The following is a 20,230-nucleotide window of genomic DNA, read 5'->3' on the forward strand; positions in this document are numbered from 1 at the left end:
AAATAAGGACGCGATTCATCTCACGCTTATTTGAGAAAATAAAGCTTGAGGCTTCTCGCGGTTAAGCTAAAATTGACCAACAGGCTAAAAGCATCAAATATAATGGTACATCAGTATCAGAATTAGCCCGTTTATTATCAGCTCATGCTACCACAGACTTAGAAAAAGCGAGAATAATCTATACTTGGCTTGCAGTTAACATCGCTTATGACGTTCAAGGTTATTATACTGGAGAATATGGGGATTTAACCCCCGAAGGAGTTTTAAAAAGGAGACAAGCGGTTTGTTCAGGTTATGCTAATCTCTACCAAGCTTTAAGTCAAGAAATGGGTTTAGAAAGTTTTATTATTTCTGGATATGCTAAAGGATTAAGTTATGAGTCAACTGCAAATCTTCGAGAAACTAATCACGCTTGGAATGGAGTTAAAATTAACGGTAACTGGTATTTAGTTGATGCTACTTGGGCTGCAGGTACAGTTGATAGTCATCAGTTTACACCTAATTTTAATCAATTTTATTTCGCTACTCCCCCAGAGCAGTTGATTTATTCTCATTTACCTGAAGATGAAAATTGGCAGTTATTAACTAATAAATATACTAGAGAACAGTTTCTCGCTTTGCCTAAAGTATCACCACATTTTTTTACCACTCAATTAAATTTACTCTCTCATGGTTATAATAGTCAAGGTAATTTTCAAGTGGTATTAACTGCTCCTGAAAATGTAGAAATTATTGCTGGGTTAACTGTACAAGAAGAGTATTTACCTAGAGAAACTGTCCAAATCCAAAAACATAATAATCAAATATTTATTATCGCCGATACTTCTAGAAACAAAGCCGATAAATTAAATATTTTTGCTAAATTTAGTCATCAAGAAGGAAGCTACCCTCATGCTGTTTCCTTCAAAGTACCATAAGCTTAGTTATGATTGTACATGGATTTAAGTACTTACGAAAGTGACTTTTACCCTTGGACTTGATTGTCTAACCAATCAGATACATCACCCCAACTAGAAAAATCAAAGATACTTTCTCCTAACCCTTCTCTTTGAGAGACTCCTAGTTGACGTATTCGCGATTCTAAAGAGGGGTCAATTTCACCAAATCGCTTGGAGAGTAAACGTATTAATAAATTAGCTTCTCCTTCTTCTCTCCCTCTTTCTTCTCCCAATTGTAAACCTTCCTTCAAAATTTCTTGATACCAAGGAGATTCTCTAAGTATAACCATATCCCACCTCATTATTTCTTGAACTAACGGCATTTCTAAGACAAAAGACGCAAAAAACGATAATAAAGGTTCTAAATCTGTTAACTCTTCCTCTTCTCTTAACTTCCTTACTGCTTCTCTGACTACTACTTCCTCCCCTCCTCCCTTTAAAATAGGTACAAAGGGTAATAAACTTGAGATGTTGTCTCTAAATACTAATTCTACTGGTACTTCCCATAAGTTGACCACTCGATAACTTTGATAACTTCTAATCCCCATAAATTCTTCTTCGTAGAAATTGGGGATGTTGGGATTCTTGACATGTGGTAAAATGTTAATCAGTACTGGATACACAGGTAAATTATATCTCTCTTGAGCTAAAGCTGCATACACTCTCATTCTCAAGGGTCCATTGTCTTGATAACGGAGTTGCAATTCGTTTAGCATCAAGAATTCACCTTCTTTTTTCCCCACTATTTTCATCAGCACATCATTTTCCCGACTTAACCACTGAAATTCTCCCGAGAGAAACTCACAAAAAGTTAAATCTTGTCTCTGTGTAATCCATCTAATCCAATTATTGGGTGCTAGACTAATTAAACGTTTACTCCCTATATCTGCTTTTTTAATCATGGTTGGGTTGAGAAACTGTCCAAATCCAAAAATGTAACAATCAAATATTTACTATCTTAAGGTATAAGTACATATGGATTTAAGTATTTACGAGAGAGACTTTTACGCTTGGACAAACAAGGGGATTTACTACGCAACCAACAGCTAACAGAAATTGATTGGGAGAATATAGCAGCTGAAATTGAGAGTATGGGAAAGTCAGAAAAACGACAGCTAGAAAGTCGATTAGAAGTATTAATTGTGCATTTACTCCAATGGCAATTTCAACCTAATTTACGATCTCGCAGTTGGGAATTAACCATTAAAGAACAAAGGTTGCGCATAGAAAGATTCTTAGAAGAGAATCCTAGTTTACAAAGATATCTAGATAATATTTGTGCCAAAATTTACCCAGTTGCTTTAATTAGTGCAGAAAAAGAAACAGGTTTATCTATTTTTCCTGCTGATTGTCCTTATAATATCTTGGATCTGCTTAACGGTGAATTCTTACCCGAATAAATATAATGTTTGCCAAATTACCCTTAATTGACTATCAGCCTCTTAAAATAATCGATATTGCCCAAGTTTATTGTACTCTCACTCATCCTCATTTTAGCAATCAAATAATTACAGATATTGACCAGGAAATAAATATTATTGCTAATAAAAGTCAGATTACTTGTCAACAATCTATTCCCAAACATGAAGAGGAATTAAAGATAATAGCAGTAGTCAAGCAATTATTAACCAATTTACCTAAATATAGTTATCCTAAACTAAGTCTAAAATTTAAAAGGATTATTTCTCTACCAGGAAAATCAGACCAAGCGATCGCTTATTTTCAAACAGATTTACTAACAGATTCTATTTCTACAGACTTAATCGGTGGTAAACTTAACCTTACCTATAACTTAAACTCTTGTCCCCTGTATTTTAGCTTACAATCAGCTTTAATTCGCCAACAAGATCATCGTCTTTTACCAGCTTTAGCTTTTGAGGGAGAATTTGCTTACGGTAACAAAGATCCTAGAGAAATCCTACAGATAATCAATAATTGGTCAGAAGATTGGTTAACTTTTAAAGAGATAATTAATCAAGGTTTTTTAGGGTAAAATAGGGCTAAAGGGTTCTTGTGAATCCAGGGGAAGAGTAGCTAAAGCGACGCGATCGCCCCCAAAAGTACGTAATAAATCTAATAACTCTACCACTTCATTGTAACGAGTTTCTCTAGAAGCGTGTAGCACTACCAAACCCCGAGGATTAATCAAATAATAATTTCGCAAAGTTTGAATTAACTGCTCATTAGTTACCATTTGTTGTTCTATATAAACCTGACCATTTTGATCTAAACTAACTACTAACATCTCATTAACTTGAGGTTGTCCTGTACTAGCGCTAGGTAAATCCAGATTAATCGCTTGTTGTCGGGAAAAAGTAACCGCAGCCAGGATAAAAAAGGTTAAAATACAGAAAATAACATCAATTAATGGTAAAATTTCTAAGCGTACCTCTTCTTGGCTAGATTGATCTTGCCATAATTTCAGAGGACGAGCTAAAAGAGTTGATTTTGGGGGGATTTTTTGACTCATAACCTTAAAATTTCCCCCCTCCAACAGGAGAGGGAAGAGAAAAACTTAAACAGTAGCTAATTCAGGACGTTTGCTATTACGAATACCTTCAATCGCTGTAGCATAATCAGGAGCTTTAAACACAGCAGATCCTGCTACGATCGCATTAGCACCCACTTCCAAAACTTGCCAAGTATTACTAGGTTTAAGTCCCCCATCAACTTCAATCCAGGGGTCTAGACCTTTATCAGCACACATTTTGCGTAATTTCTGTATCTTTGGCAACACATTAGGAATAAAACTTTGACCACCAAAACCAGGATTAACGCTCATAATCAAAATCAGGTCACAAACTTCGAGAACATACTCAATCAATTCTAGAGGACTAGAGGGATTAAGAACCACTCCCGCTTGTTTACCGAGTTCGCGAATCTGACATAAAGTACGATGTAGGTGAGGAGAAGCATTATGTTCCGCGTGAACAGAGATAATATCAGCTCCCGCTTTAGCGAAATCTTCCACATACTTTTCTGGTTCAACGATCATCAAGTGTACATCCAGAGGTTTCTGTGTGTAAGGGCGAATCGCTTCCACAATCAGCGGACCGATGGTAATATTGGGGACAAAGCGACCATCCATAACATCAACGTGAATCCAGTCAGCACCAGCTGCATCTACAGCTTGAATTTCAGCTCCTAATTTGCTAAAATCAGCAGAGAGGATAGAGGGAGCAATAACGATTGGTTTATCTGATTGTGTTGTCATAATTATTTATTAACCTTGGATTGTTTCAGGAGTGATACCTCTATTGGTGAGGACTTCTTGTAACTGTTCTTCTTTGTCCTTAGTTAGAGATGTACGTAACACTTTACCACCATAGGGTGCTATTTCCTCAAGAACTTTATCAGGAGTTACTTTACGTACTAAAACAAATAAAGCAGAAGTAGAAGGTGTGAGGGTTTCCCCTAATTCTCTCATAAAGTTGTCATCTACACCAATATCGCTAAGTGCTCCCGAAAGCGCTCCACCGGCTGCACCTAAAGCTAAACCTGCGATAGGAACAAAAAATAAAGTCCCGATGAGTAAACCCCAGAAACTACCGCTAACAGCACCAGCTGCGGTTAAATTAATGGCTTGTTTGAGTTTGACTTTACCGTCTTTATCCTTAACTACTACAGCTGCGTCTTCTAATTCAATCAGATGCTCTTTTTGCATCTTAGCTAAATCTAAGCGTACTTGTTCAGCTTTATATTCATCATCGTAAGCGATCGCGATTAAGTCACTCATGTTATTTACCTAAAAATTATTAGCTACTGTTAGATTATCACAATGGGTAAAATTATTAGAGTATCCTAGAAGAAAGAACCCTCACCAATAGCCATGAAACTTAAACAACTTATTATATATACTAGCTTATTAGCCCTGGGAACTAGTGCAGGATTTTTTACTCGTTCCTATCTTCATAACCAAGAAGAAACTGTGCTCAATCCTCAATTAATTCCTGCAGCTAGTCGTAGCTATTCTCCACCGGTCGATATTCCCAATCCAGAAGATTTAAACTTTGTCGCTAAAGCTGTACAACAAGTAGGACCTGCGGTAGTGAGAATAGACGCTTCGCGGATTGTCTCACCCAATCATAACCCCTTTGATCCTTTACGTAGATTTTTCGGTGAATCAGAAATACCTCCAGAAATGGAAAGACTAGAACGAGGTACAGGAACAGGTTTTATCTTAAGCGAAGACGGTATAATTATTACTAATGCTCACGTTGTCGCAGGAGCAAATAAAGTTATCGTTACCCTCACCAATGGAGAAACTGTCGAAGGAAAAATACTCGGAACAGACGAATTAACCGATATAGCAGTTGTCAAAATCCCTGGTAATAATTTGCCTATCGTAACTTTAGGTCAATCCGTCAATCTTATTCCAGGAGAATGGGCGATCGCCATTGGTAACCCTTTAGGATTAGATAATACAGTTACTGTAGGGATTATTAGTGCTTTAGGAAGATCTAGCAGTGAAGTAGGTATCCCAGATAAAAGAGTCAAATTTATTCAAACCGACGCAGCGATTAACCCAGGTAATTCAGGTGGACCATTGCTCAACGCTAAAGGCGAAGTAATTGGGATGAATACAGCTATACGGATTGATGGTCAAGGTTTAGGTTTTGCCATTCCCATAGAAACTATCCAAAGAGTAGCACAAGATTTGTACGTCCATGGAGAAGCCCAACACCCCTATCTCGGGGTTCAGATGACTAATATCACTGCTAGTAACCTCAAAAATATTGAGTCAGAATTCGGCTTAAAACTAAAAGACGCAACAGGAGTATTAATAGTACAAGTAGTGCCTAATTCTCCCGCTGCTCAAGCAGGTATTCAACCAGGAGATATAATTAAAAAAATAGGCGATCGCCCTATACTAGAATCAAAAGACGTACAAGAAACAGTCGAAGCTAGTCAAATAGGCGCACCTCTAGAAATAGAAATCATCCGTAAACAAGAACTTCAGGTTCTCCAAGTAATCCCTGGTGTATTTCCCAAACCTTAACTAATTCCTATTGATTATGACCGTAGAATTTCAAGACTCCTTTGAGATAATTGTAGTTGGTGGTGGACATTCAGGATGTGAAGCAGCTTTAGCTAGCGCACGTCTTGGCTGTCGCACCTTAATGTTAACCCTTAACCTCGATAAAATTGCTTGGCAACCCTGTAACCCAGCGGTAGGAGGTCCGGCTAAGTCCCAACTAACCCACGAAGTAGATGCTCTTGGGGGTGAAATTGGTAAAATGGCTGACCGTACTTATTTACAGAAACGATTACTCAATTCTTCCCGAGGTCCTGCGGTGTGGGCTTTAAGAGCACAAACAGATAAGCGGGAATACGCCAAAGTCATGCAAGAAATCGTCGAAAATCAAGAGAATCTGACGATTAGGGAGGGAATGGTTACGGATTTATTGCTAGGTAACAACGATGAGGTTATCGGAGTAAAAACTTATTTTGGTACTTGTTTCCAAACTCAAGCAGTAATATTGACTACAGGTACTTTTTTAGGTGGTACAATCTGGATTGGCTCTCAATCTATGTCCGCAGGAAGAGCAGGAGAATTCGCCGCGGTAGGATTAACCGAAACCCTCAACCGTCTAGGATTTGAAACAGGAAGGTTAAAAACAGGAACTCCCGCTAGAGTAGATAAACGCTCTGTTGACTATAGTAAAATGGAGGTTCAACCCCCTGATGATCAGGTACGCTGGTTTAGTTTTGACCCCGAGGTTTGGGTAGAAAGAGAGCAGATGAACTGTTACCTCACTCGTACCACTAGTCAAACACACCAGTTAATTCGAGATAATTTACATCTTTCTCCTATCTATGGGGGATGGATTGACTCCGTAGGTCCTCGCTATTGTCCTAGTATTGAAGATAAAATCGTTCGTTTTGCTAGTAAAGAGTCTCATCAGATTTTTATTGAACCCGAAGGGCGATATATACCAGAATTGTATATACAAGGGTTTTCTACTGGATTACCAGAAAAGCTCCAACTAGCTATGTTGCAAACTCTACCAGGTTTAGAAAACTGTGCCATGTTGCGTCCTGCTTATGCGGTAGAATACGACTATCTCCCCGCTACTCAATGTTATCCTACCCTGATGACTAAAAAAATAGCAGGTTTGTTCTGTGCAGGTCAAGTAAATGGCACAACAGGTTATGAAGAAGCAGCAGCTCAAGGAATCGTCGCAGGAATCAACGCTACACGCTTCGTCAAAGGTCAAGACATGATCGTCTTCTCTCGTGAAGAGAGTTATCTAGGGACTTTGATTGATGACTTGTGTACAAAAGACTTGCGCGAACCCTATCGAATGCTTACCTCTCGTTCAGAATATCGTCTCGTCTTACGCTCAGATAACGCTGATCAACGCTTAACCCCCCTAGGGAGAAAGATTGGCTTGATTGACGATCGCCGTTGGGAACTGTTTACTCGGAAACAAGAAAATATCCTCGCTGAAAAAGAAAGATTATACGCAACTAGGATTAAAGCACAAGAGCCAGTAGGAGAAGCGATCGCCGCTGATACTCAACAAAAAATCAAAGGTTCAATCACATTAGCTGATTTATTGCGTCGTCCTGGTTTTCATTACGTTAATCTAGAGCAATACGGTTTAGGAAATGCTAACCTTACTCTTGAAGAAAAACATGGAGCAGAAGTTGACATCAAATACTCTGGTTATATCAAACGTCAGGAACAACAGATAGAGCAAATCAGTCGTCAAGCTCATCGTAATCTCCCTAACAACCTAGATTATCTGAGTATCGAGACTCTCTCCATGGAAGCTAGAGAAAAACTTTCTCGTGTACAACCTTTAACCATTGGTCAAGCTTCTCGCATTGGTGGAGTTAATCCCGCTGATATTAATGCTCTGTTGATCCATCTTGAGTTAAAATCTTCTCTATAATCCAATTATTTATCTTATAACGATGAAATTAAGGTCTCAGGTTTATAAATTTCTCGATCCTATTTACCAAAAATATTTGACCAATTTGACCATCAATCTTTTTAAATTCCTGAAAAAAGGTCCTAGTCGATTAGTTGATGCTTCTTCTCTACCCAAGTCTGAAGATTTTGCTATATCTTACCTTCCCGATACATATAAAATAGAACAACCCTTTCCAATCCCATTTTGTTTACCAGAAGAAATAGACCTAGAAAATAGATTAAAACAATATCAAAGATTTGCGGATATTGCCAAGACAACAGAACATAAAATAGCCATAGTTTCTCTGAAGAATGTGTTGATAGAATTTCCGAGTAATTTACATATATGGCAAGGAAAAGTTATCCGCGATGTAACTACACATATCAGAGCATTCTTCTTACGGAATTTAGAAGATCTTTATCTTATGTTAAAACTCGAATCAATATTAGGTAGTAAAAAAACAAAAATAGAACAAGAATGTATTTTTATCTTAGGAAGTTTCCCTGGAAATTACTGGCATTGGCTTGTACAAATATTACCAAAAATGCGAATTTTTGATCAAGATCCAACCTTAAAAGATTTACCAATACTGTTGCCTAAAGACTTACAACCATTTTGTAAAGAAACTTTAGAAATAGCTGGTTATCTAGATCGTGTAATTTTTTTAGAAAATGGTGTTTATCAAATTGACAAGTTACACGTATGCAATAGTTTGTTTACTAAGCATCCTGATATTACCTACGCTGAAACAGTAGAATGGTTAAGAGAAAAATTACCTAAACAAGAAAATTTTACTGAGAAAAAAAGACGTATTTATATTAGTAGAAAAGATGCTAGATCTCGTCAGATAACTAATGAATCTGAGCTAGAACCTATTTTAGAAAAATATGGGTTTGAAATTATAGCTCTAACAGATTTTTCTGTTGAACAAAAAATTAAATTTTTTCAACAAGCAGAAATTATAATAGGAATTTTTGGTGCAGGAATGTCAAACTTAGTATTTGCTACACCTGGTTCTGTAGTTATAGAAATATTTCCAGAAAATATGATAAAACAAACATATTACGTAATTTCTGTGCTTTTAAATCTTAAATATGGTTTTTTAGTAGGAAATCAAGATGGAAATGGACTTTATGTAGAGCCTGAAAAAATGGAAAAAATAATTGAGGAAAGTTTATCACGGTTAAACACGGTTACAACTAGTACATAAACTATAAATTCAAAGAAGCTTACACCTTGATTAAAAAATTTTACTTGCGTTTTGGGTATATTACTCAAAGAAATTACCAAATATACCCAGCCGCTATTCTCTATTGCTACAATTAATCCAAAGGTATGATTTTTGCAAAATATGAGTACTGTTGATAACCAGAAAAAAAAACAAGAAGAACAAACAGAGAATTTTTGGGTAGAAATGTTTAAAACCCTGGCTTTAGCTGGGGTATTGGCTTTTGGGATTCGTACTTTTATCGCTGAAGCGCGGTATATTCCCTCTGGTTCGATGGAACCTACCTTACAAATAAACGATCATCTCATGATTGAAAAGGTAACCTATCTGTTTCATGAACCCGATAGAGGAGATATTGTCGTCTTTAGACCAACAGAAGCACTTAAGCAAGAAAGTTATCATCAAGCTTTTATAAAAAGGATTATTGGTTTACCAGGAGAAACAGTGGAGGTAAGAGACGGTCAAGTTTTGATCAATGGTCAAGTACTCCTAGAAGATTATATTAAAGAATTACCCAAATATAATTATGGTCCAGAAATTGTCCCCGATGACCAGTATCTAGTCTTAGGGGATAATCGTAATAATAGTTATGATTCTCACGCTTGGGGTTTTGTACCAAGGCAAAATCTAATTGGTAGAGCTTTTGTGCGTTTTTGGCCCCTCAATCGTGTTGGTACTATAGAGCATGATGTTGTTGATTTTAAGACAAATCCAGTTACTCAAGAGTAGTTAAAACATCTTTAATTAACTCTGTAGGGACGTTATCAGTCATAATCGCCTTGCCAATAGCGGTAGGAAGGATAAAACGTATTTTACCATCTTTCACTTTTTTATCACTAGAAAGAGCAGTAATAATCGCGTTGATATCTAGAGATTGATTAACAGTAGTAGGTAAACCCGCTTTGACAATTAACTGATTTTGGCGTTCATTTTCAGCTGAGGTCCACAAATTTAGTCTAGTAGCGATTTCTCCTGCCATAATCATACCAATTCCTACCGCTTCACCATGGCTAAGGGTATTATAACCTGTAAGACTTTCTAGAGCGTGTCCAATAGTATGACCATAGTTTAAAATAGCTCTCAACCCCCCTTCCTTCTCGTCTTGGGTAACCACATCTACCTTAGCTTGACAGGAACGAGTAATAATGGTTTCTAATAAGTCTGGTGTAAGTTCAGACATACTATTTAAAGTAGGAGTCGCTTCTAACTTAGAAAATAACTCCTTATCCCAAATTACACCATATTTAATCACTTCCGCCATTCCCGCGCGCCATTCCCGATTAGGAAGGGTTTTTAACACGCTAGGATCGATTAAAACTAATTTTGGTTGATAAAAAGCACCGATTAAATTTTTACCCAAGGGATGATTAACACCTGTTTTACCACCAATAGAAGCGTCAACCATAGCTAAGAGAGTAGTAGGAACTTGGATAAAATTAACCCCTCTGAGCCAGGTAGCAGCAGCAAAACCTGTCATATCCCCAATTACTCCCCCACCAAGAGCTAAAAAAGTCGAATTACGCTCTAAACGATGTTCTAAGGCTAAATCATAGATTTTACTGATAGAATCTAGGTGTTTATGACTTTCACCCGCGGGAATTAAATGAATAGTTAGGTTAAATCCTGCTTCTTCTAAACTAGTGACTACTATATCTCCCCAAAAGTCAAAAATCTCCCGATTAGAGATAACTAAAATCTTTTTACCTAGTTTGAGATTGAGTAAGTAATTACCAACTTCGGTTAAAATTCCTGGGGCGATCGCTATTTCATAGGGGTTTTGTGGTAATTTAACAGAGATAGTTTGCATTTTGATTTACAGGAATAAAAATAATGTTTTCTGCTAGTATTGCCTTTGTTGGTATATTTTTGGGATTCACCGTGCTCGCTTTAGGACTCTATTTCGGTTTACGTCTAGTCAAACTGATCTAGTATAGCAACCTTCCCAGCTTGAATCTTCATAGCTGGGAACAAAAATAAATGAGAATTTGCTTAATTATATGTCATAATTTGTTACAGAAGCCTTAAGATTTGCTTAAAGATTAATCATGAGCGAGCGACCAGAAGAAAAAACTATAGCAGAAACTGCCCCAGCTAATTACGAATGTCGTAGCTGTGGTTATGTATATGAACCTGCTAAAGGAGACGGAAAAAGCAATACACCTCCAGGGACTCTCTTTGCAGATTTACCGAGTACGTGGCGTTGTCCCGTTTGTGGCGTGGGTAAAGCCCAATTCGCCAACATAGGTGCTAGTAACGCTCCTTCAGGATTTGAAGAAAACCTCAAATATGGTTTAGGAGTTAATACTCTGACACCCGCACAAAAAAACTTGTTAATTTTCGGTGGTTTAGCCCTAGGGTTTCTCTTCTTTATCAGTCTCTATGGGCTTAAATAAGTTTATATTTAGAGAGCATTAATGAAAAAACTGCAACAAATTGTTATAATTTTACTATTTGCTATCCTTTGTGTAGGTTGTAGTTCTCTACCATCTACTAGTAATAATCCGTGGAAACTAGTTGAGTTACCCACAGAAGCAACTTTCTCTGATATAGCTTTTACAGATGACCCAAATCACGGCTGGTTAGTAGGTACAAGAGCAACTCTGTTTGAAACTAAAGACGGAGGAGATACCTGGACACCAGTTAACATCGATTTTGGGGAAGAAAAAATTGGCTTTACAGGAATTAGCTTCTCAGGACAAGAAGGATGGATTACAGGAGAACCATCTCTCTTATTGCGTACTACAGATGGTGGAGAAAATTGGACAAGAATCGCCCTCAGTTCTAAACTACCAGGCGCACCCTATGATATCCTAGCTCTAGGACCAAATTCGGCGGAGATGGTAACTAAATTAGGAGCTATCTATAAAACCGTAGATGGAGGTAAAAACTGGAAAGCTTTAGTAGAGGGTTCAGTAGGAGTAGCTAGAATCATAAATCGCGCTCCTAGCGGGGAATATGTAGCTGTTTCAGCCCGTGGTAACTTCTATTCTACCTGGTCTCCTGGTGATACAGAATGGACTCCCCATAATCGAACCTCCTCCAGGAGATTACAGAATATGGGTTTTGGGGAAGACGGAAGACTCTGGCTATTAGCAAGAGGTGGTCAAATTCAGTTTAGCGAACCTAAAGAATGGGAAAACTGGGGAGAAGTACAATACCCTGAATTCTCCACAAGTTGGGGATTGCTAGATATGGGTTATCGAACACCAGAAGAACTATGGGCTGCAGGCGGTAGCGGTAATCTACTAGTTAGTACAGACGACGGCGAAACCTGGGCAAAAGATAGAGCAGTAGAAGAAATACCCTCTAATTTCTACAAGGTCGTATTTATTTCCCCTGACCAGGGATTTGTTCTCGGTCAAAATGGTATATTGCTAAAATATCAACCAGAGACAGCAGCTTAAACATCTTTTGGGAAAATCATCAATTCAATAGGAGTAATAAAAAATGTCAGGTACTACTGGAGAGCGTCCCTTTTCTGATATCGTAACTAGTGTTCGTTACTGGGTGATCCATAGCATCACTATCCCTATGTTATTTATAGCAGGTTGGCTATTCGTGAGCACAGGGTTAGCTTATGAAGCTTTTGGGACACCTCGTCCTAATGAATACTTCACAGAGACAAGAGAAGAAATACCTATCGTCTCAGATCGTTACGAAGCTATCAAACAAATCGAAGAATTTAATCGTTAGATCAATTAAAAGGTGAATAATATGGCAACAAATAGCCCTAATCAACCAGTTTCCTACCCTATCTTTACAGTAAGATGGCTAGCAGTTCATACTCTAGCTGTACCTAGCGTTTTCTTCTTAGGCGCGATCGCCGCAATGCAGTTTATCCAAAGGTAAAAAAATGGAAAGAAACACTAACCCCAATAGACAACCAGTAGAATTAAACCGCACTTCCCTTTATTTAGGTTTGCTCTTAGTCGCGGTTCTTGGTATTCTCTTTTCTAGCTATTTCTTCAATTAATTTCTAGGAGGTCATCAATATGTCAGGAGAAGCTCGTATCCCCCTCTGGGTAGTAGCAACCATCGCAGGTTTAGGTGTAATTGCTGTAGTTGGTCTGTTTTTCTATGGCGCTTACGCGGGAGTTGGTTCAGGTCAATAAATCAAGTTATCATCTTGGTTAAAATTCAAAAACCGTCAATATTAGCGTTGGCGGTTTTATCATTATATATAGTGCACAAAATTAAACAACATGACTAAGACAGAAATTAAATACGGCGAAAGAGCGATCGCAGAAGGTGAGTTAATTACCTTTCCTAACCCTAGAATAGGTCGTGATTATCAAATTCAAATTACCCTACCAGAATTTACCTGTAAATGTCCTTTCTCAGGTTACCCAGATTTTGCTACTATCTATCTAACTTATACTCCTGATCAGTTGATCGTAGAATTAAAAGCCCTGAAACTATATATCAATAGCTATCGCGATCGCTATATCTCCCATGAAGAAGTAGTCAATCAAATTCTTGATGACTTTGTCGCAGCTTGTGCTCCTCTTAAAGCAACCTTTAAAGGTGATTTTAGCCCCAGAGGTAATGTTCACACGGTGATAGAAGTTACTCATCACAAAAATCAGTCATAATAAAGCTAGATTTTTTCCCTAGTTAGAGCATGCTAGTTTCTATCTTTAAACCGTTACACAAATTATCTAAAAAAGCTAACTCACGAGCTTTAGATAAAGCTTTAGAAGCAGCAAAAAACATCAAAAAAATCGAAAATGAACACTTTCAAGGTCAAGCGATCGCCTTTGATCCTGATAAGGGGAAAACCGTCTCTGACTACTTTCAAACGCAACTAGATCAACAACTGTTAAAAGTTCGTTATCATCTAAGTAGTTTTCGCGTCAGTGGTTTCTTATTTAACCGTGAACAGTACTCCCGAGAACAACAAGCAGAAATCTTAAACAAGTTAGAATTTATTGAGGGAGTCTTAAAAAGATACCGCGATCGCCCCAATAGTGCTAATCTAATCGATACTAGGGTAGTTACTGACTCTGTTAATCCTTCGGAAGATACCAATACAATTAGTAAAAACCTCGTGATTGGTTTACCCAAATTCCGCGGTAAAAATGGTGAACATAACTCCTTAGTAGATGCTGTGTCTCAAATTCGTCGGGAATTATCCCCCCAATACGAAGATGAAGTAATCGAAAGTGTTCGAGCACAAAAACGAGAGAAAGAAATCGCTATTCGTTGGCTCTTAATTTTACTTTTGATTCCTTTATTTTTTCAAATAGTTACTCGTAACTTAGTTTTTGAACCTCTTTTTGATTATTATCGTGACAGATTTCCAGATCGAGTCCAAATTTCAGAAGAAGTCTCAGAAAGATTTTTAACAGAATATAATCACCAAAAAGATAACCTAGAAATTGCTACGTTACTAGGGCTAATTGAGGAAGAAAGGAAACAAGAAAAACTCCAAGAAATGGCTCAAGAAATTTATCAAGAAGCAGGTTATCGCAGTTTAGACGCTTATAAAAATATAGCTGCTGATGGTGTATCTTTAGCAATTTTTATCTTTCTAGCGATTATCGGAAGGAAACAATTAATTTATATCAGAATGTTTATAGATCGTATCTTTCGCAGTCTCAATGATATTGCTAAAGTATATCTATTTATTCTACTTACTGATTTATTTGTTGGTTTCCACTCCGCTGAAGGTTGGGAAGTAATTTTACAAGGAATAGCTCACCATTTTGGGTTGCCAGAAAATGATAAACTAGTCTATATTTTTATTGCTACTGTACCTGTTATACTTGATTCAACCTTCAAACTTTGGATTTTTGTTTATTTAACTCGTTCTTCTCCTACCTCAGTAGCAATTTATGAAAAAATGAATCAGTAGGATTAAATATCGTGACCATACCTAGATTAATTGCTAAGCATAAACAAGCTAAAGTAATTAAAACATAGGTTGGACCAAGTACTACTCCTACAGCAAACCAGCTAAAGACATGAAGTAGCATTACTAAAGATAGTAAAATTCCTAAACTAGCTGTAAATATTGATTTACTTTCACTTTTGCCCATAATAACTAAGATAATTGTAGCTAAAGTTACAAGTAAAATACTGGGAACAAGAAAAGAGCAAATACCTACACAATGATGACGGGATAATTGCCAAAGCAAATTAGTTTCAAACATTAAAAATAACCTATTTTCTTTCTTTATAACGTCTTTTTTAAGTATTTCCTCCTTGAGTTTAAAAAAATTAACCTAATTATAGGGGAGGAAAGGAGTTATCCCGAATTAAGACTCAATTATTCCCTATTGCCCTTACCCTCCACCCATAGCAAAATATTATTGAGAATAATACTATCTTATTGACAAGCAATAGTTAAGGTTTGCTGACATTCTCTCATTCGGAGCCCCTATTCCCTTGCGCCTAGTGCTATATGTTGTGCGAGTATCTCGGAGACTTCCTCACAGCTGACACAACTATAACGAGCGCGATCTGGCATAAATACTAAGTTAGGAGGTTGTTTACATTTCTTTAAACAGCCCGTAGTTTTAATCAACACTTGATCCTCTAACCCATATTTAGATAGAGTTTCCGTTAATTCTCTATAAATAGCCGCCCCTCCACGTTTCCAACAAGTGGATTTTTGACAAATCAGAATAGAGGCTTTTTGAGCTTTCTTACAGGGAGTAGGGTTATTAGCTAAGTTATCAGGACTGATTATCTTTATTTCCTCAGCGTTAAGGGTCATTTTGCGGGTTTTATGACAGATATCGATTTCCCCTGTCACTTTTAACTCGATACCTTCTGGATTGAGATGCTCAAATTGTGGACGGTGTTCTTTTTTGACTTTAATCCAATATTCTATATTTTCTACTTGGAGACGTAGGTATTTAAGTTTATAGCCATCCTTAAAGATAAACCCTTTTAATTGACCAACTAGGCTGAATTGTTGACTTATTGCTTTATTTTTCATAATTTCTCTCTAGTTTAAGTAAGTAACTTCTTGATTAGTCCAGCAATTCTCTAACCAGGTGATTAGTTTTGCACGAGAAATGGTTTCTTGTCTGACTACGTGCCAAACTTGAATAGCAGCCGAGGGAGTAGTGATCTCAATTTGCAAGGGTTGGTGAAGATTACAGCTACAGGATACACCTAAATCTTGTAAACGGTAATAAATAGACCAGCGATCGCTCATAGCTACTGAGACAGTTTGATAGTAGTTAGTAGAGGGTGAGTAACTTTGCATATTCTTTAATTTACTGGGAAATATTTTTAATTATTTTTTTCACTATAGCATTAGTTGCAAATAATTAGCAATAGTTTTTTGATTAATGTACTTAGATACACCAAATAGAGTTAAGACTCGGGTATAATGATATATGTAGAAACGTAAAATTATAGGTAAATATGATTACCAGTACAGGATTATTACAAAGTTTCGACCAAATAGGCGAAAACCCGATATTACTAGAGAAAAGTACTACCGTTCCCGTTTGTGAAGGATTAAATATAGCTTTAGCTAGCTTTCAAGCCCTCTATCTACAGTATCAAAAACATCATTTTGTGGTAGAAGGGACAGAATTTTATCAGTTACACGACTACTTTCAAGAGTCATACGACGCTGTACAAGGACACGTTCACGATTTAGCAGAGCGTTTAAACGGCTTAGGAGGAATCCCCGCCGCTAGTTTTAGCAAGTTAGCTGAGTTATGCTGTTTTAAACCAGAAGAGGATGGCGCCTATAACTCTCGCACAATGATTGAAAACGATTTAAGCGCAGAGCAAGAAATTATCAAGGTATTACGACGTCAAGCAGCTCAAGCGGAAAGTTTAGGCGATCGCGCTACTCGCTATCTCTATGAACAGATTCTGTTAAAAACTGAAGAAAGAGCCTATCATTTAGATCATTTCTTAGCACCAGATAGTTTAACCTTGGGTTTAAACCGCAACGGTAACTAATGGATTGATCATCTAAAGTAAGCTAGGACATTGTTGAGATGTTCTAGCTATTATTATTTGCTCTAGAAAATTCTCTTAATAATATCCGTAATATGCCTTGAGTGATAGCATCTGTGGCTAGATTTGGCTAAATATACCTAAAAGCATCACAAAATGTGCTAAGATTTGAGAGATAATCGCACAGTAGTGGGCTAAATAAGGCAAAGAAAAGCCACAATTAAACACAAAAGGAGTACTAGAGTTATGACCACTCCCCAAGAGCGGATTATACCCACAGATTTGAGCAATGAAATGTCTCAATCATATTTAGAATACGCCATGAGCGTAATCGTGGGTAGAGCTTTACCAGATGCGCGGGATGGTCTTAAACCAGTTCATCGACGCATACTCTACGCTATGTATGAATTGGGCTTAACACCAGATCGCCCCTTTCGTAAATGTGCTAGGGTAGTCGGAGAAGTATTAGGTAAATATCATCCTCACGGCGATAGTTCAGTATATGACGCCTTGGTGAGAATGGCGCAAAATTTCTCCATGCGTAACCCCCTCATCCAAGGACATGGAAATTTTGGCTCAATAGATAACGACCCACCCGCGGCGATGCGTTATACGGAATGTCGCTTGCAAAGGTTAACCACTGATGCTTTATTACAAGATATAGAAGCAGAAACCGTAGATTATGTCGATAACTTTGATGGTTCTCAACAAGAACCAGTAGTCCTACCTGCTAGAATACCACAACTACTCTTAAATGGTTCTTCAGGAATAGCGGTAGGGATGGCGACGAATATCCCCCCCCATAACCTCGGAGAGGTAATCGATGGTTTGATTGCCGTTATTGAAAACCCAGAAATAACTAACCAGGAATTATTCAAATATATACCAGGTCCTGATTTCCCCACAGGAGCACAAATACTCGGATACAGCGGCATAAAAGACGCCTACACCTGCGCTAGAGGTTCGATTACTATGCGGGGAGTAGCTAGAATAGAAAGTCAAGATAACCGCAGAGAAACCATCATTATCACCGAATTACCCTACCAAACCAATAAAGCAGCTTTAATTGAAAAAATAGCTGAATTGGTTAACGAGAAACGCTTAGAGGGAATTTCTGATATTAGGGATGAAAGCGATCGCGATGGGATGCGCATTGTCTTAGAATTAAAAAGAGACGCCTATTCCCGAGTAGTTTTAAATAACCTCTACAAGTTAACACCTATACAATCTAACTTTGGGGCTAATATGGTAGCCCTAGTTAATGGTGAACCCCAATTACTCACCCTCAAAGAATTTTTAACCGTATTTGTCGATTTTCGGGTGGAAACAATTACCCGACGCACAACCTATCTACTGCGTAAAGCCGAAGAAAGAGACCATATCCTGCAAGGGTTATTAATCGCTTTAGACAATCTAGATAGGATCATCCAATTAATTCGTCAAGCTGCAGATACAACCACAGCCAAAGCAGAATTAATTAGTGAGATTAATCTCTCAACCCCCCAAGCAGAGGCAATTTTACAAATGCAATTGCGTCGTTTAACCGCTTTAGAAGCCGAAAAAATTAAAGCAGAACATGAAGAGTTACAGATACAAATTATAGATTATCGCGACATTCTCGCTAAAAAAGAAAGAATCGACGAGATAATTATTAACGAACTCAAACAAATTCAATCTACTCACGCTACCCCGAGATTAACCCAAATTATCCCCGACGAGGGAGAAATAGTCGATACAGATTTAATCGCTAACGAAAAAGCCGTAATTTTACTCACCGAACAAGGATATATTAAGAGAATGCCTGTGAGTAACTTTGAAGCTCAAAGTCGAGCAACTAAAGGTAAAGCAGGAGCAAAAATTAAAGAAGACGACGTAGTAGAACATTTTCTCACCTGTTGTGATCATAATTATCTCTTGTTTTTTAGCGATCGCGGGGTAGTTTACAGTCTCAACGCTTATCATATTCCTCTAGCTTCACGTATTGCTAGGGGTACTCCTTTAATACAAATGTTACCGATTAATAACAAAGAAAAAATCACCTCTATGGTGGCGGTAACAGAATTTAGCCCTGAGCAATATTTGGTGATGTTGACGCGTAAAGGATACATCAAAAAAACAGCCCTATCAGCCTTTAGCAATATTCGTAGTAGTGGTTTAATCGCTATTTCCCTAGGAGAAGGGGATCAACTGCGCTGGGTACGTTTAGCTAAAACAGAAGATAGTATCATTATCGGTTCTACTCAAGGTATGGCGATACACTTCAAAGCCGATGAACAGCAATTACGCCCTATGGGAAGAGCAACCCGAGGAGTAAAAGCAATGAAACTCAGAAGCGGTGATGAAATAATCAGCATGGATGTCCTCCCGAGTCAAATTAGCGCTACTATCGAGGCAGATACTACAGAGGAGGAAGAAGAAATAACCCACGATCAGAATGATAACGGACCTTGGTTATTAGCTATAACTAAAGGAGGTTATGGCAAAAGAGTACCAGTAAAAGCCTTTAGAATGCAGAAACGCGCGGGTATAGGCTTAAAAATGATTCGTTTTCGTCGAGAAAAAGAACGATTAGCAGCTATACACATAGTTAACCCAGCAGATGAGTTGATGCTTATCACCAGTCGCGGTATCATTATTCGTCAAACAGTAGATGCAATTTCCCTGCAATCTCGCTCAGCTACAGGGGTAAGAGTACAAAGATTAGACGAAGAAGACGCGATCGCCGCAGTAGCTTTAGTCCCCCCTACTAGTGAAGAATCTTATACCGATAGTAACGAGGAGAATGTCACTCCATGACCTTACCAGAAAACCTAGATAAAATTGTCCAACGCTTTAAATCTCGTCGTGATCCTAAAAAACGTTATGAGCAACTACTCTGGTACGCTAAAAAACTAGAACCCATACCAGAATCAGCCAAAACCAGCGCTAATAAGGTCAACGGATGTGTCTCTCAAGTCTATATCACCGCAGATTTTCGTGATGGTCGCGTTTGGTATCAGGGAGAATCAGACGCGCAACTAGTCAAAGGTTTAGTGGCTTTTTTAATCGAAGGACTTAACGGTTTAACCCCTGATGAGATTCTCGCGGTTACCCCCGATTTTATCGAAGAGACAGGGCTAAAAATGAGTTTAACCCCTTCTCGCGCTAATGGATTTTATAATATCTTTCAAACTATGCAGAAAAAAGCCCTAGGGTTTCAACTAGGGACTTCTTCATAG

General features: G+C 37.9%; 26 protein-coding genes and 1 pseudogene. 19 read left to right on the plus strand and 8 right to left on the minus strand.

The features are described from left to right. The first annotated feature begins 71 nt into the window (after window positions 1-71). Complete coding sequence (locus tag EA365_08490; protein TVQ45098.1) at window positions 72-917, plus strand: hypothetical protein; 846 nt, start codon at window positions 72-74, stop codon at window positions 915-917. A gap of 47 nt (window positions 918-964) precedes the next feature. On the opposite strand, the gene EA365_08495 is transcribed toward EA365_08490, so the two are convergent. Beyond that, window positions 965-1,837 carry a DUF4351 domain-containing protein gene (locus EA365_08495; protein ID TVQ45142.1) on the minus strand — a complete coding sequence of 291 codons (873 nt, stop codon included), beginning with the start codon at window positions 1,835-1,837 and terminating at the stop codon, window positions 965-967. Window positions 1,838-1,913: 76 nt separating this feature from the next. On the opposite strand from EA365_08495, the pseudogene EA365_08500 reads away from it, so the two are divergent. Both EA365_08500 and EA365_08505 read left to right on the plus strand, forming a co-directional pair. Continuing rightward, a pseudogene (locus tag EA365_08500) lies at window positions 1,914-2,338 on the plus strand (DUF29 domain-containing protein). 5 nt (window positions 2,339-2,343) lie between these two features. Further along, a complete protein-coding gene (locus EA365_08505) occupies window positions 2,344-2,931 on the plus strand; it encodes a hypothetical protein (GenBank protein ID TVQ45099.1) in 588 nt (195 codons plus the stop codon). Here EA365_08505 and EA365_08510 read toward each other — a convergent pair. From EA365_08510 to EA365_08520, 3 genes are read right to left on the minus strand one after another with little or no spacing between them, the layout of a single operon-like run. Further along, window positions 2,923-3,408 carry a biopolymer transporter ExbD gene (locus EA365_08510; GenBank protein ID TVQ45100.1) on the minus strand — a complete coding sequence of 162 codons (486 nt, stop codon included), beginning with the start codon at window positions 3,406-3,408 and terminating at the stop codon, window positions 2,923-2,925. The genes EA365_08505 and EA365_08510 overlap by 9 nt on opposite strands. 45 nt (window positions 3,409-3,453) lie before the next feature. Beyond that, window positions 3,454-4,152 carry a ribulose-phosphate 3-epimerase gene (locus EA365_08515; GenBank protein ID TVQ45101.1) on the minus strand — a complete coding sequence of 233 codons (699 nt, stop codon included), beginning with the start codon at window positions 4,150-4,152 and terminating at the stop codon, window positions 3,454-3,456. A 9-nt stretch (window positions 4,153-4,161) separates the two neighbouring features. Further along, complete coding sequence (locus EA365_08520; GenBank protein TVQ45102.1) at window positions 4,162-4,674, minus strand: DUF1269 domain-containing protein; 513 nt, start codon at window positions 4,672-4,674, stop codon at window positions 4,162-4,164. A gap of 87 nt (window positions 4,675-4,761) precedes the next feature. Here EA365_08520 and EA365_08525 point away from each other — a divergent pair, with 87 nt between their 5' ends. The 4 genes from EA365_08525 (at window position 4,762) to lepB (ending at window position 9,815) form a co-directional block, all read left to right on the plus strand. Continuing rightward, window positions 4,762-5,937, plus strand: a complete 1,176-nt coding sequence (locus EA365_08525) for a PDZ domain-containing protein (protein TVQ45103.1) — start codon at window positions 4,762-4,764, stop codon at window positions 5,935-5,937. Between the two features lie 16 nt (window positions 5,938-5,953). Further along, on the plus strand, window positions 5,954-7,837 hold the full coding sequence (gene mnmG / locus EA365_08530; protein ID TVQ45104.1) for a tRNA uridine-5-carboxymethylaminomethyl(34) synthesis enzyme MnmG: 1,884 nt from the start codon (window positions 5,954-5,956) through the stop codon (window positions 7,835-7,837). Between the two features lie 22 nt (window positions 7,838-7,859). Continuing rightward, the gene (locus tag EA365_08535; protein TVQ45105.1) at window positions 7,860-9,068 is read left to right on the plus strand and encodes a glycosyltransferase family 61 protein; all 1,209 of its coding nucleotides are present in this window, start codon (window positions 7,860-7,862) and stop codon (window positions 9,066-9,068) included. 141 nt (window positions 9,069-9,209) lie between these two features. After that, window positions 9,210-9,815: a signal peptidase I gene (gene lepB, locus EA365_08540; protein TVQ45106.1), complete on the plus strand. Its 606-nt coding sequence runs from the start codon at window positions 9,210-9,212 to the stop codon at window positions 9,813-9,815. On the opposite strand, the gene EA365_08545 is transcribed toward lepB, so the two are convergent. After that, the gene (locus EA365_08545; GenBank protein TVQ45107.1) at window positions 9,802-10,893 is read right to left on the minus strand and encodes a 3-dehydroquinate synthase; all 1,092 of its coding nucleotides are present in this window, start codon (window positions 10,891-10,893) and stop codon (window positions 9,802-9,804) included. The two genes, lepB and EA365_08545, sit on opposite strands and share 14 nt — an antisense overlap. A 23-nt stretch (window positions 10,894-10,916) precedes the next feature. Here EA365_08545 and EA365_08550 point away from each other — a divergent pair, with 23 nt between their 5' ends. From EA365_08550 to EA365_08590, 9 genes are all read left to right on the plus strand, one after another. Beyond that, on the plus strand, window positions 10,917-11,015 hold the full coding sequence (locus EA365_08550) for a cytochrome B6-F complex subunit VI (GenBank protein TVQ45108.1): 99 nt from the start codon (window positions 10,917-10,919) through the stop codon (window positions 11,013-11,015). Window positions 11,016-11,131: 116 nt separating this feature from the next. Further along, entirely contained in the window at window positions 11,132-11,479 is a 348-nt protein-coding gene (locus EA365_08555; GenBank protein ID TVQ45109.1) for a rubredoxin, read from the plus strand. A gap of 21 nt (window positions 11,480-11,500) precedes the next feature. Further along, the gene (locus EA365_08560; GenBank protein TVQ45110.1) at window positions 11,501-12,490 is read left to right on the plus strand and encodes a photosynthesis system II assembly factor Ycf48; all 990 of its coding nucleotides are present in this window, start codon (window positions 11,501-11,503) and stop codon (window positions 12,488-12,490) included. Between the two features lie 43 nt (window positions 12,491-12,533). Next, window positions 12,534-12,779, plus strand: a complete 246-nt coding sequence (gene psbE, locus EA365_08565; GenBank protein ID TVQ45111.1) for a cytochrome b559 subunit alpha — start codon at window positions 12,534-12,536, stop codon at window positions 12,777-12,779. Window positions 12,780-12,800: 21 nt separating this feature from the next. Further along, the gene (locus EA365_08570) at window positions 12,801-12,935 is read left to right on the plus strand and encodes a cytochrome b559 subunit beta (GenBank protein ID TVQ45112.1); all 135 of its coding nucleotides are present in this window, start codon (window positions 12,801-12,803) and stop codon (window positions 12,933-12,935) included. Between the two features lie 4 nt (window positions 12,936-12,939). Beyond that, a complete protein-coding gene (locus EA365_08575; protein ID TVQ45113.1) occupies window positions 12,940-13,059 on the plus strand; it encodes a photosystem II reaction center protein L in 120 nt (39 codons plus the stop codon). A gap of 19 nt (window positions 13,060-13,078) precedes the next feature. Continuing rightward, complete coding sequence (locus EA365_08580) at window positions 13,079-13,198, plus strand: photosystem II reaction center protein J (protein ID TVQ45114.1); 120 nt, start codon at window positions 13,079-13,081, stop codon at window positions 13,196-13,198. 90 nt (window positions 13,199-13,288) lie between these two features. Further along, entirely contained in the window at window positions 13,289-13,678 is a 390-nt protein-coding gene (queF, locus tag EA365_08585) for an NADPH-dependent 7-cyano-7-deazaguanine reductase QueF (protein ID TVQ45115.1), read from the plus strand. A gap of 29 nt (window positions 13,679-13,707) precedes the next feature. Next, window positions 13,708-14,940 (plus strand): CemA family protein, encoded by a 1,233-nt coding sequence (locus tag EA365_08590; protein TVQ45116.1) that lies wholly within the window; start codon window positions 13,708-13,710, stop codon window positions 14,938-14,940. On the opposite strand, the gene EA365_08595 is transcribed toward EA365_08590, so the two are convergent. The 3 genes from EA365_08595 to EA365_08605 form a co-directional block, all read right to left on the minus strand. Then, complete coding sequence (locus tag EA365_08595) at window positions 14,903-15,238, minus strand: hypothetical protein (protein TVQ45117.1); 336 nt, start codon at window positions 15,236-15,238, stop codon at window positions 14,903-14,905. The genes EA365_08590 and EA365_08595 overlap by 38 nt on opposite strands. 227 nt (window positions 15,239-15,465) lie before the next feature. Beyond that, on the minus strand, window positions 15,466-16,029 hold the full coding sequence (locus EA365_08600) for a (2Fe-2S) ferredoxin domain-containing protein (GenBank protein ID TVQ45118.1): 564 nt from the start codon (window positions 16,027-16,029) through the stop codon (window positions 15,466-15,468). Window positions 16,030-16,038: 9 nt separating this feature from the next. After that, on the minus strand, window positions 16,039-16,302 hold the full coding sequence (locus EA365_08605) for a hypothetical protein (GenBank protein TVQ45119.1): 264 nt from the start codon (window positions 16,300-16,302) through the stop codon (window positions 16,039-16,041). A gap of 161 nt (window positions 16,303-16,463) precedes the next feature. Here EA365_08605 and EA365_08610 point away from each other — a divergent pair, with 161 nt between their 5' ends. The 3 genes from EA365_08610 to EA365_08620 all read left to right on the plus strand — a co-directional run bounded on the left by EA365_08610 (window position 16,464) and on the right by EA365_08620 (window position 20,230). Continuing rightward, window positions 16,464-17,015 (plus strand): DNA starvation/stationary phase protection protein, encoded by a 552-nt coding sequence (locus EA365_08610; GenBank protein ID TVQ45120.1) that lies wholly within the window; start codon window positions 16,464-16,466, stop codon window positions 17,013-17,015. A gap of 243 nt (window positions 17,016-17,258) precedes the next feature. Beyond that, the gene (gene gyrA, locus EA365_08615; protein TVQ45121.1) at window positions 17,259-19,808 is read left to right on the plus strand and encodes a DNA gyrase subunit A; all 2,550 of its coding nucleotides are present in this window, start codon (window positions 17,259-17,261) and stop codon (window positions 19,806-19,808) included. Further along, window positions 19,805-20,230: a SufE family protein gene (locus tag EA365_08620; protein ID TVQ45122.1), complete on the plus strand. Its 426-nt coding sequence runs from the start codon at window positions 19,805-19,807 to the stop codon at window positions 20,228-20,230. Before gyrA ends, EA365_08620 begins: the two co-directional genes overlap by 4 nt.

The sequence above is a fragment of the Gloeocapsa sp. DLM2.Bin57 genome (genome assembly GCA_007693955.1).
Lineage (GTDB): Bacteria > Cyanobacteriota > Cyanobacteriia > Cyanobacteriales > Gloeocapsaceae > Gloeocapsa.

Excerpts from the sequence above, each read along its gene's own strand:
- EA365_08520 (TVQ45102.1), bottom strand. The coding sequence starts at position 4,674 with ATGAGTGACTTAATCGCGATCGCTTACGATGATGAATATAAAGCTGAA.
- EA365_08560 (TVQ45110.1), top strand. The coding sequence starts at position 11,501 with ATGAAAAAACTGCAACAAATTGTTATAATTTTACTATTTGCTATCCTT.
- EA365_08535 (TVQ45105.1), top strand. The coding sequence starts at position 7,860 with ATGAAATTAAGGTCTCAGGTTTATAAATTTCTCGATCCTATTTACCAA.
- EA365_08505 (TVQ45099.1), top strand. The coding sequence starts at position 2,344 with ATGTTTGCCAAATTACCCTTAATTGACTATCAGCCTCTTAAAATAATC.
- EA365_08620 (TVQ45122.1), top strand. The coding sequence starts at position 19,805 with ATGACCTTACCAGAAAACCTAGATAAAATTGTCCAACGCTTTAAATCT.
- EA365_08575 (TVQ45113.1), top strand. The coding sequence starts at position 12,940 with ATGGAAAGAAACACTAACCCCAATAGACAACCAGTAGAATTAAACCGC.
- lepB (TVQ45106.1), top strand. The coding sequence starts at position 9,210 with ATGAGTACTGTTGATAACCAGAAAAAAAAACAAGAAGAACAAACAGAG.
- gyrA (TVQ45121.1), top strand. The coding sequence starts at position 17,259 with ATGACCACTCCCCAAGAGCGGATTATACCCACAGATTTGAGCAATGAA.
- psbE (TVQ45111.1), top strand. The coding sequence starts at position 12,534 with ATGTCAGGTACTACTGGAGAGCGTCCCTTTTCTGATATCGTAACTAGT.
- EA365_08580 (TVQ45114.1), top strand. The coding sequence starts at position 13,079 with ATGTCAGGAGAAGCTCGTATCCCCCTCTGGGTAGTAGCAACCATCGCA.
- EA365_08515 (TVQ45101.1), bottom strand. The coding sequence starts at position 4,152 with ATGACAACACAATCAGATAAACCAATCGTTATTGCTCCCTCTATCCTC.
- EA365_08545 (TVQ45107.1), bottom strand. The coding sequence starts at position 10,893 with ATGCAAACTATCTCTGTTAAATTACCACAAAACCCCTATGAAATAGCG.
- EA365_08590 (TVQ45116.1), top strand. The coding sequence starts at position 13,708 with ATGCTAGTTTCTATCTTTAAACCGTTACACAAATTATCTAAAAAAGCT.
- EA365_08555 (TVQ45109.1), top strand. The coding sequence starts at position 11,132 with ATGAGCGAGCGACCAGAAGAAAAAACTATAGCAGAAACTGCCCCAGCT.
- queF (TVQ45115.1), top strand. The coding sequence starts at position 13,289 with ATGACTAAGACAGAAATTAAATACGGCGAAAGAGCGATCGCAGAAGGT.
- EA365_08605 (TVQ45119.1), bottom strand. The coding sequence starts at position 16,302 with ATGCAAAGTTACTCACCCTCTACTAACTACTATCAAACTGTCTCAGTA.
- EA365_08595 (TVQ45117.1), bottom strand. The coding sequence starts at position 15,238 with ATGTTTGAAACTAATTTGCTTTGGCAATTATCCCGTCATCATTGTGTA.
- EA365_08550 (TVQ45108.1), top strand. The coding sequence starts at position 10,917 with ATGTTTTCTGCTAGTATTGCCTTTGTTGGTATATTTTTGGGATTCACC.
- EA365_08570 (TVQ45112.1), top strand. The coding sequence starts at position 12,801 with ATGGCAACAAATAGCCCTAATCAACCAGTTTCCTACCCTATCTTTACA.
- EA365_08610 (TVQ45120.1), top strand. The coding sequence starts at position 16,464 with ATGATTACCAGTACAGGATTATTACAAAGTTTCGACCAAATAGGCGAA.
- mnmG (TVQ45104.1), top strand. The coding sequence starts at position 5,954 with ATGACCGTAGAATTTCAAGACTCCTTTGAGATAATTGTAGTTGGTGGT.
- EA365_08600 (TVQ45118.1), bottom strand. The coding sequence starts at position 16,029 with ATGAAAAATAAAGCAATAAGTCAACAATTCAGCCTAGTTGGTCAATTA.
- EA365_08510 (TVQ45100.1), bottom strand. The coding sequence starts at position 3,408 with ATGAGTCAAAAAATCCCCCCAAAATCAACTCTTTTAGCTCGTCCTCTG.